Origin of the sequence: Waterburya agarophytonicola KI4, assembly GCF_020640915.1 — a bacterium.
Lineage (GTDB): Bacteria > Cyanobacteriota > Cyanobacteriia > Cyanobacteriales > Xenococcaceae > Waterburya > Waterburya agarophytonicola.
Genome location: NZ_JADWDC010000055.1, coordinates 22,299 through 32,196, shown reverse-complemented (window position 1 = coordinate 32,196; position 9,898 = coordinate 22,299). Strand labels below are relative to the sequence as shown.

The 9,898-nt window shown below is 39.4% G+C and carries 11 protein-coding genes; 9 read left to right on the top strand and 2 right to left on the bottom strand.

The annotated features are described in order from the left end of the window. Positions 1–433 precede the first annotated feature (433 nt). Both psaM and I4641_RS17785 read left to right on the top strand, forming a co-directional pair. On the top strand, positions 434–529 hold the full coding sequence (psaM, locus tag I4641_RS17790) for a photosystem I reaction center subunit XII (protein WP_229641927.1): 96 nt from the start codon (positions 434–436) through the stop codon (positions 527–529). Between the two features lie 117 nt (positions 530–646). Further along, positions 647–1,018: a slr1601 family putative cell division protein gene (locus I4641_RS17785; protein ID WP_229641926.1), complete on the top strand. Its 372-nt coding sequence runs from the start codon at positions 647–649 to the stop codon at positions 1,016–1,018. On the opposite strand, the gene I4641_RS17780 is transcribed toward I4641_RS17785, so the two are convergent. Further along, positions 1,015–1,743, bottom strand: coding sequence for a tetratricopeptide repeat protein (locus I4641_RS17780; RefSeq protein ID WP_229641925.1), 729 nt, complete (start codon positions 1,741–1,743; stop codon positions 1,015–1,017). The two genes, I4641_RS17785 and I4641_RS17780, sit on opposite strands and share 4 nt — an antisense overlap. Before the next feature lie 354 nt (positions 1,744–2,097). Between I4641_RS17780 and I4641_RS17775 the strand changes: the two genes are divergently transcribed. The 6 genes from I4641_RS17775 to I4641_RS17750 all read left to right on the top strand — a co-directional run bounded on the left by I4641_RS17775 (position 2,098) and on the right by I4641_RS17750 (position 8,655). Continuing rightward, a complete protein-coding gene (locus I4641_RS17775) occupies positions 2,098–2,568 on the top strand; it encodes a hypothetical protein (protein ID WP_229641924.1) in 471 nt (156 codons plus the stop codon). Between the two features lie 97 nt (positions 2,569–2,665). After that, positions 2,666–3,367, top strand: coding sequence for an urea ABC transporter ATP-binding subunit UrtE (gene urtE, locus I4641_RS17770; RefSeq protein WP_369426830.1), 702 nt, complete (start codon positions 2,666–2,668; stop codon positions 3,365–3,367). 137 nt (positions 3,368–3,504) lie between these two features. Then, complete coding sequence (gene lexA, locus I4641_RS17765) at positions 3,505–4,119, top strand: transcriptional repressor LexA (RefSeq protein WP_229641922.1); 615 nt, start codon at positions 3,505–3,507, stop codon at positions 4,117–4,119. Positions 4,120–4,244: 125 nt separating this feature from the next. Further along, positions 4,245–5,297, top strand: a complete 1,053-nt coding sequence (dusB, locus tag I4641_RS17760; protein WP_229641921.1) for a tRNA dihydrouridine synthase DusB — start codon at positions 4,245–4,247, stop codon at positions 5,295–5,297. 214 nt (positions 5,298–5,511) lie between these two features. After that, complete coding sequence (gene mutS, locus I4641_RS17755) at positions 5,512–8,046, top strand: DNA mismatch repair protein MutS (protein ID WP_369426829.1); 2,535 nt, start codon at positions 5,512–5,514, stop codon at positions 8,044–8,046. 165 nt (positions 8,047–8,211) lie between these two features. Further along, a complete protein-coding gene (locus tag I4641_RS17750; RefSeq protein ID WP_229641919.1) occupies positions 8,212–8,655 on the top strand; it encodes a globin domain-containing protein in 444 nt (147 codons plus the stop codon). Positions 8,656–8,758: 103 nt separating this feature from the next. Here I4641_RS17750 and I4641_RS17745 read toward each other — a convergent pair whose 3' ends face one another. Beyond that, complete coding sequence (locus I4641_RS17745; protein WP_229641918.1) at positions 8,759–9,034, bottom strand: hypothetical protein; 276 nt, start codon at positions 9,032–9,034, stop codon at positions 8,759–8,761. A gap of 267 nt (positions 9,035–9,301) precedes the next feature. On the opposite strand from I4641_RS17745, the gene I4641_RS17740 reads away from it, so the two are divergent. Further along, complete coding sequence (locus tag I4641_RS17740; protein ID WP_229641917.1) at positions 9,302–9,529, top strand: FeoC-like transcriptional regulator; 228 nt, start codon at positions 9,302–9,304, stop codon at positions 9,527–9,529. The last annotated feature ends 369 nt before the right edge of the window (positions 9,530–9,898 follow it).

Genomic DNA, 9,898 nt, shown 5'->3' with positions numbered 1-9,898 from the left:
AAATTAAAAAATAAAGGTGATTTAGTTAATGCAATGTAAATACGTCTAAGCTTAGTATGGCACATACACTAAATTAACTACTCTATTAGAGGGGGTTAACCGATTCTCGTCGTTTCAGAGGACAACCTCTGCTAACGAAAAATATCGTCTGGTAATGCAGGTCGTATTAAAATATTGCTACAGGCTAGTACAGCATTAGAAAAAGACCCAAAATAGACTATTAAATTAACGGGGCATACTACACTATAAAACCAATGCTGGCACACTCTGGCACGCCGAGCAAAAACATGGTAAACTACAGGTGTAAATCAAGGCGTGCCTTTCAGAGATTTTTGCTACGACTTGTTACAAGATCTTCTGTATGGGGTCGATTATGACGCAAATTAGTGATGGAATATCTTTATTCACAAAATCAAAAAAGGAGTAAAATATTATGATCTCAGATAGTCAAATCTATATCGCTCTTGTCGTAGCATTATTTGCTGGAATTATGGCAGTTCGTCTTTCTACTGAGTTATACAAGTCTTAAAGACATAAATATCTAAGTAAAATCTAAGTAAATCGCGATCGGGATTTCAGATTGGCAATAATCATATTAGTTGTTAGTCTGGAATCCTTGATTATTTATTAACCGCTAGATGCAAACATGGATTCCCATCGGCAGACACCTAAAAAGAAACGTCGCAAATCTCCTCAGCGCGGAAATCCTTATCGAGGGGTTACTACAGAGATTAGTCTTAAGCTAATTTTAAGTTGGGCAATTGCTCTTGCTGCGATCGCTTCTTTGTTTCGACTTTTGCCCTATCATCTTTCTCAACAGGCAAAATTAGAAGAGTTACGCATCCAGGTGCAAGAAACTGATGCCAGAGTATCTAAATTAAGAGAACAATTGAATTATAATTTCGATCCCCAAAGAACTCAAAGTCTGATGGAACAATACAGTTCTTTGACTTCTCCTAACCAAAGTAGAATTTATTGGCTACCAGAAGATGAGAAACGAGGAATAAGGAATCGCTAATCGCTAATCATCAAAGGGCTTAATAGTTCGTTTAACCATCTCGTTACTTTTTTTCTGTGATTGACTAATTCTGGTTTATTGGCTAAGACATCGAGAGCTTTTTGATAATCTCCTGCTGCACAGTTCCAGTCGCCCCTTAAATGATATGTTCTTCCTCGTTCGGGATAAATTCTTTCTTCTAAAGCATCGCCAATAATTAGAGTTATATCAAAATTTTCTAAAGCTAAATCGTATAGTCCTAATTCGCGGAAAGTAATTCCCTGGTTAATCCAGGCGCGGAGGTTGGCGGGGTTTAAATCTAATGCTAAGTCATAATCTGCGATCGCGCTACTCAAATCTCCTTGGGCTGCATAGCAGTTAGCTCGATTATTATAAGCACTATCAAGATGAGGATCGATTTCTAGTGCTTGGGATAGATCGCAAAGAGCTTCAATCATTTGATTATTGCGAAAATGCATCAATCCTCGATTATTATAATCTGCTGCATTATCTGGATTAAGAGCAATCAACTCATCAAGAATAGAAATGGCAATAGTATATTCTCCTTGAGATGCTTTTTCTTGGACATAACTTCTCAAAGAGTGTTCCGAACTTTTAGGATCTAAATTAGACCAATAACAATGAGACAATGATGCTAAATCCAAACTATAAGATGATAGTGGGAAATTTGCTCTTGGTTGTGGAGAATTAATATAGTTTGGATTCCGATCGAAGTTGTTCTTCATAGCACCAATTAAACTTTTCCTAGTGATACTTTACTATTTAGCTTGGCAGTCATTACTGGTCTTATGTGTCACCAATCAAACTGTCTCACTATCGTTTAAATTATTAAATTAGATTCCCCAAATTGGTTTTTAAAATCTTTATAAACAGCATCATGACTAAAAAAAGGTCAAACGTCTTCCTGATAATTACTTAAATTAATTTTGAACTTGTTATAAGCTTTGATAAAAAATATTTGTTTTAGTTACAATTCACCTTTACATTTAACGGAATAAAACCGTTTTACATTAAATTCAGTCTTAGTGTTAGCTATCGCTATAGTTAAGATTTTTATTTAATACTGGCATTTTACAAATATGACTACGGGAACTGTATTCGCTCAAGCATCAGATTTAGATCGAGAAGATTACTGTGTTTTGGGTTTGGCAACTTGTTTTGTCAGAGACGATGGAGAAATGCAAGAGGTAAGAATAATCGAACCTATTCCTTCGGCTGCCTTAGAGGCACTAATCAAAGGTATTCCTACTTCTTATCAATTAGCCTGTTCTACAACTTTGGGGGAAGTGTTATCCTCTGATGAGGTGCAAATACCTCAAGCACTACAAAGCAACGAAAAGATTGAATTATGCGATCGCTTTGCCGAAAGACTGGCAGCAGCAACTCGTACCTACAAAAGTCGCCCCGAAGCTAAAGAGCTTATTCCCTTGGGTACGAGCAAACAAGATTTTAATTATTCTTTGGAAAGAAAAAGAGTGCTGAATAATTCTCGGGTGGTTAGTAATGACGACAATGTAAAGCAGCATTCTCACACTCACAAAGTTCTTTAGAAACAATTGTGCTGTCTGGTGTAGTCTAAATATAGTTCGATAAATTGTTACCAACAAGCGATCGCTATTTATGACACAAGCACAAGCAACAGATATCATGCTCGGGATATCCAACCTCAATGTCTATTATGGTGAAAGTCATATTTTACGCAACGTTGACATGAGCGTTCCTCCTGGGCAAATGGTATGTTTGATCGGGCGAAATGGAGTAGGTAAAACCACTCTCTTAAAAACTATTATGGGTTTGCTTTCTCCCCGCACGGGAAATATTTTTTTTGCCGAGCGATCGATCAACCAACTAACTCCAGATCGTCGAGCAAAATTGGGTATCGGTTATGTTCCTCAAGGAAGAGAAATAATTCCTCGCGTTTCAGTTAAAGACAATCTTCTTTTGGGTTTGGAAGCAAAACCCCAAGGTAGAAAAGGCAACGAATCTATTCCCGAAGAAATATTCGAGCTATTTCCCGTACTCAAAACTATGCTATCTCGCATGGGAGGAGATTTAAGTGGAGGACAACAACAGCAATTAGCCATCGCTCGCGCTTTAATGGGAAAACCTCGTTTATTAGTCTTAGACGAACCCACTGAAGGTATCCAACCATCGATTATTTTAGAAATCGAAGCTGCGGTTAAACGAATAATCGCTGCAACAGGTATTTCTGTATTGCTCGTCGAACAACACCTACATTTTGTCCGTCAAGCAGATAAATATTATGCAATGCAAAAGGGCGGGATCGTGGCATCGGGTAGTACTGCCGAATTAAGTCAAGAAGTAATTCAGAAATTTTTGGCTGTTTGAGATGGTTGCTTCTTCTTTCTTTACTGATTGAAACTTGACTTTCTAGGGCTTTATATCTTCTAATATTTAGTACCTATGTTCTTTGAAAACAGAGCAAGTTTTTGTTCATCAATTAAACCCTAGAATTCTCTAAACTTATGGAAAGTTTAACTCCCGCCCAGAAGGAACTTTACGATTGGTTGATCGAATATATTCGCTCGACTCAACACGCACCATCCATCAGACAAATGATGAAAGCGATGAACTTGCGATCGCCAGCCCCCGTACAAAGTCGCTTAGAAAGATTGCGGAATAAGGGTTATATCGATTGGACTGATGGCAAAGCCCGTACCTTAAGAATTTTACATCAACCAGATAAAGGTTTGTCCATTGAAGGAGCAATTGCTGCTGGGGGATTAGTTGAGCCTTTTACTGAAGATAAAACTAGACTAGACTTATCTGATTTATTTGCCCAGTCAGACTGTTATGTTTTGCGGGTTACGGGAGACAGTATGATCGAAGACTTCATTAATGAAGGTGATTATGCCGTCATGCGATCGCTTTCTTCGAGTTCGGAAGTCAAAAATGGTGATATCGTAGCTGCTAGAGTTTCTGGACACGGTACTACTCTCAAGCATTTTTATCAAGAACAAGAGCAAATTACCCTCAAGCCAGCCAATCAAAAATACGAACCAATTAAAGCCGAAGCCGAAAATGTGGAAATTCAGGGCGTGTTGGTAGGTATCTGGCGATCTGTTGCTGGAAACAATTAGTAATATTCGACAAAAAGGGAAATAAACAAACCTTTTCCCTTTTCCCTTTTCCCTTTTCCCTTTTCCCTTTTCCCTTTTCCCTTTTCCCTTTGCTCTTTTTCTTTTTACCTCTTTGGTAATCAATCATGATTTATCCAAGAAATATCGCACCTTCTTTATCTGGGGAACTTAAAAAAAAGTTATCTACCCCTCTTAATATCGGCTCAGTGGTAGTTAATAGTCGTGTTTTACAGTCTCCCCTATCTGGGGTAACGGATTTAGTGTTTCGTCGGTTGGTAAGGCGATATGCCCCAGAATCGATGATCTATACGGAAATGGTGAGTGCCAAAGAAATTCATCATTTGACAGAATTGCCTGCAATTATGGCGATCGCACCCGATGAAGATCCTATTAGCATTCAACTGTTTGACTGTCGCCCCGATTTTATGGCAGAAGCAGCCCAAAAAGCCGTAGCAGAAGGAGCTAACACCATCGATATTAATATGGGTTGTCCTGTTAATAAGATTACTAAAAAAGGTGGTGGTTCTTCTTTGTTGCGTCAGCCAGAAATAGCAGCAGCAATTGTCCAAACCGTGGTTGAAGCGGTGGATGTTCCCGTAACGGTTAAAACTCGTATTGGTTGGGATGATGAGGAAATAAATATTATTGACTTTGCCCGCAGAATGGAAGATGGAGGTGCAGCAATGCTCACTCTTCACGCCCGTACTCGCGCCCAGGGTTATAACGGTAATGCGCGGTGGGAATGGATTGCTAAAGTTAAACAGACTTTATCTATACCTGTCATTGCTAATGGGGATATTTTTTCGGTAGAAGCTGCAATTAAATGTTTGGCGATCACTAATGCTGATGGGGTAATGTGTTCGCGAGGTACTTTGGGATATCCTTTTTTGGTGGGAGAAATAGATCGCTTTTTGAAAACTGGTGAAGTTTTACCCCCTCCTTCGACTATTGAAAAATTGCTCTGTGCCAAGGAACATTTAGTAGGGTTGTGGGAATATAAAGGGCAACGCGGTATCTATCAATCGCGCAAACATCTTGCTTGGTATTGTAAAGATTTTGCTGATGCAGCCCAGTTAAGGGATTGTTTATCTCAAATAGAGAGTGTCGATCGAGGGTTAGAAATATTGGATAAAGCGATCGCCAAACTCGGCGTTAATAGCGATCCCAATAAGCTTTGACCTATTCTAATTTTATAGTTCATCAGAAATTTCCATTGTCATAGAAATCTTAAAACAGATCGAGATTATCGTTAAATGAACCAATGCAATGGGATAAAGTACTTAGTAATCAAGATACCTATTGCACTGATATATGTCCTCCGAGAAGCATAACCAAACAGACAGAAAAATTATTACTGACTGTACCAACATAGATAAATCCAAGCTTTCACCCATGTATCAACATTATGTTGAAGTGAAAGAACAATATCCTAATGCACTGTTGTTATATCGGGTAGGTGATTTTTTTGAATGCTTTTTTCAGGATGCTGTTACCATTGCCAGAGAATTAGAACTAGTTCAAACTAGCAAGGAAGGAGGAAAAGAACTCGGGCGGGTAGCCATGACGGGAGTACCCCATCATGCTTTAGAACGTTACAGTACCATGTTGGTAGAAAAAGGTTTTGCGGTGGCTATCTGCGATCAGGTGGAAGACTCCCAACAAGCTGCTGCGGAAAAACGGATGGTACGCAGGGAGATCCAAAAGTTACTCACTCCCGGTACTCTAACCGACGATGGAATGTTACAAGCCCGTAAGAATAATTTCTTGGCTGCTATTGTTATTGCAGGAGAACATTGGGGTTTAGCTTATGCAGATATCTCTACAGGGGAGTTTTTTACTACCCAATCTAGCGAACTAAATTCTTTGACTCTAGAATTATTGCGTTTGCAGCCTTCCGAAGTCTTAATTCCCGCTAATGCGCCAGATATCAATGGTTTGCTGCGTCCAGGAGAAAAATCCGAGTATTTAGCTGATTATTTGCCCGATAGCTTTTGTTATTCATTGCGATCGCAACAGCCTTTTACTTTAACCGAAGCCAGTCAAAGACTGAGAGATACTTTTAATGTAAGTTCTCTCGAAGGGATGGGATGCGCTCATATTCCTCTAGGAGTTCGAGCTGCGGGGGGTTTATTGGAATATGTAGAAGATACTCAAAAAGCTTATCAAGTACCATTGCAAGCACTACGCACCTATAGTTTAGCCGACTATCTAGTTTTAGATCATCAGACTCGACGCAATTTAGAAATTACTCAAACAATTCGCGATAATACCTTTCACAGTTCTTTATTATGGGCGTTAGATCGCACTATGACGGCTATGGGGGGAAGAACATTACGCCGTTGGGTATTGCAACCATTAATCGACATCAAGGGTATAGCAGCCAGACAAAGCACGATTAAAGAGCTAGTGGAAAATACTTCTATGCGCCAGGATTTGCGCTCTATGCTGCGTAAAATATATGATATAGAACGATTGTCAGGTAGAGTGGGTTCTGGTACGGCAAATGCACGAGATTTGTTGGCTTTATCCGAATCTTTGATCAAATTAAGCGATTTATCGGCGATCGCATCTTTTGGTTCTTCTCCCTATTTAAAAGCCTTACACAATGTCCCTCCAGAATTGGAAGAATTAGGCGCATACGTCGTAGAAAGATTGGTAGACGCACCACCTATCTTATTAAAAGAAGGGGGCATAATTAAAGATGGAGTAGATTCCAGGCTGGATGAAATTCGTCAAAGACTAGAAGATGACAAGCAATGGCTGACTAACTTGGAAGTAACCGAAAGGGAAAGAGTCGGTGTAGCTAATATTAAAGTCGGCTATAACAAAACTTTTGGCTACTATATCAGTATGCCTCGTTCCAAAGCCAGTCAAGCCCCTGATAATTATCAAAGAAAGCAAACCTTAACCAACGAAGAAAGATATATCACTTCGGAGTTAAAAGAGCGAGAAACCAGAATACTCACAGCGAAAGATGACTTAAGCAGTCTCGAATACGACATCTTTGCCGAATTAAGAAATACTGTCGCCGAAAAAGCTCAAGAAATTCGTACCATTTCCAAAGCAGTCGCTGCGATCGATGTTTTAGCAGGATTAGCCGAAATTGCCGTCTATCAAAATTACTGTTGTCCTGAAATGGTAGAAGGAAGAGAGATTAAAATCGTTGAAGGGAGACACCCCGTAGTGGAACAATCTATCGGGGAAGGCTTTTTTGTCCCCAATTCCGCACAAATGGGCGAAGATAATCCAGATTTGATCGTTCTAACGGGACCTAACGCTAGTGGTAAAAGCTGTTATCTCAGACAAATAGGTTTAATTCAACTTATCGCTCAAATTGGTAGTTATGTCCCCGCAACAGAAGCAAGACTTGCTATCTGCGATCGCATTTTTACCCGCGTTGGTGCGGTAGACGACTTAGCTACAGGGCAATCTACCTTTATGGTGGAGATGAACGAAACGGCAAATATCCTCAACCACGCCACCCCTAAATCTTTAATCCTCCTCGATGAAATCGGCAGAGGTACGGCTACTTTTGACGGGCTTTCCATTGCTTGGGCGGTAGCGGAATATTTAGCTACGGATATTCAAGGTAGAACTATTTTTGCTACTCACTATCACGAGTTAAACGAACTCGCATCAATATTAAGCAACGTAGCCAATTATCAAGTCACCGTTAAAGAAATGGCGGATAAGATTATTTTTCTCCATCAAGTAACTGCGGGTGGCGCAAGCAAATCTTATGGTATTGAAGCAGGAAGACTTGCAGGTTTGCCTCCTTCGGTAATAAGTAGGGCTAGACAGGTAATGGGACAAATAGAAAAACACAGTAAAATTGCTTTGGGCTTACGTAAGGGTATTCAACAAACACAGCCCAAGAAAGATAAAGATGGTAAAGCGATCGAACAATTGGATATTTTTGAAGATTAAACCTGCATTTCCAAGATTGACTGAAGATAAACATAACAAAACTTTATCGCCAAACATGAGCTACCTCAAAGACGGGACGAAAACTTGATGTCAAAGTAAGAGTATCGAGTTTGGATCTGACTCATGACAACTAACCTCAATCTCATCTTATCGGAGTAAGCGATCGTGACCCAGGAAATTAGCCAACAAACTATCGACATTGTTAAATCTACTGCCCCCGTCTTGAAAAAACATGGCAAAACCATTACAAAGCGGATGTATGAAATCATGTTTGCCACCCATCCCGAAGTAAAGTCCCAGTTTGATATGTCGGCACAAGCCAACGGTAGTCAGCCAGCCAAACTCGCTACAGCGGTATATGCTTACGCTACCCATATTGACGATTTAGGGGCATTAAAAACAGCCGTGGATAAAATTGCCCACCGTCATGTTGCTACCCATGTCTTGCCAGAACAGTATCCCGTCGTGGGGGAATGTTTGTTAAAGGCAATTCAAGATGTATTGGGAGATGCTGCTACTCCTAATGTTATAGCAGCTTGGACGGAAGCTTACGAAGCTTTAGCGGATATTTTCATCAATCGAGAACAACAAATTTATCAAGAAGTTTAGTTATTGATCATTAAAAACAACAGAGAAGGAGATTGATTATGTTTTGCGAACAATGCGATCGCTTTTTTGGTGACAATTACAATAAATCCCATCTGTAGCTGGTTTAATGACTGAAGTTAATAACTTTTCGCCAGCTTCGCCAAAGACGGTACATGAAACGTACTAGATCTAAAATGAAATAGGGCAACGGTAATCGATGCCAAGAAAACAGAGGTAAATATAGCCAATTGTAGGCAATTTTCAGATCCGACCAAGCCAAACAAGGTTCGGGTTTTAAGAAGTCTGAGATATCTACTACTAATCCTTTGCCATCTAACATCATGGCATTGCCTCCATGAATATCATGGGGAAACAAGCCACGACTTTGAGCATATTCCAAAGCCAGATCGATCTCTTTGATTACTATTCTTATTTTCCATACTAGCCAAATTGTTAAAAGCTATCGTCTAATTTGGTATCTTAAGTACCCGATCTTTCTAGAAAGGGTAACGCCCTAAAGGATACCGCTTTGCATAAAGGAAAGCGCAGGTTATTGCTTTTTCAATAAATATTTATGTGATTTATTACAAAAATTGTTTATTTGACTGAAAACAAAAATAAATCGGCTAGAGTTATCTCAAGTCTAGATTAGTTAGAGATTGCGATCGTGAACTTACAAGAATTACAAGAATTTGTCTGCAATTTTCAGCGGGTTTCCATTGCCGAGATGAAACTCTATCTACAAGTAGATCGCCAGACTCTTAATCCCATGCTGGAAAGTTTAATGCAAAAGGGCGTAGTTCAAAAATCTGCTACCGCTGAAGAATGCGAAACCTGTCAGAAGAAATGTGACAACGAGGAAATTGAATTTTATGAATGGGTTCAAAGTGCTTAATGCTTAATACAGAAAGGCTTTAAATATCGTTGTTGTCGGAGAAAGGTAGAATTGGCGATCGCGATGGGACTAGCTCCCGAACTGGCTGCACCACGAATAAAAATTCCCCCACCATTAAGGTCGCTTTCATTTCCGCTAATAGTACTATCGAAGATTACGTTAGAGAACTATTTCAAAATTAGTTATTTAGTTATTTAGTTATTTAGTTATTGGGAACAAGTGCGATCGCAGATTCTGTCGCAAAAAGTTTAAAAAACAGAATAAACTTGCTTCTTCATAGTGAATTATCGATCCCCGAAATCAAATTCCTCACAATTTCTTCAATTTATTAATCTACCTTAAAGATAGAAAGAACTAAATGATAGGTCT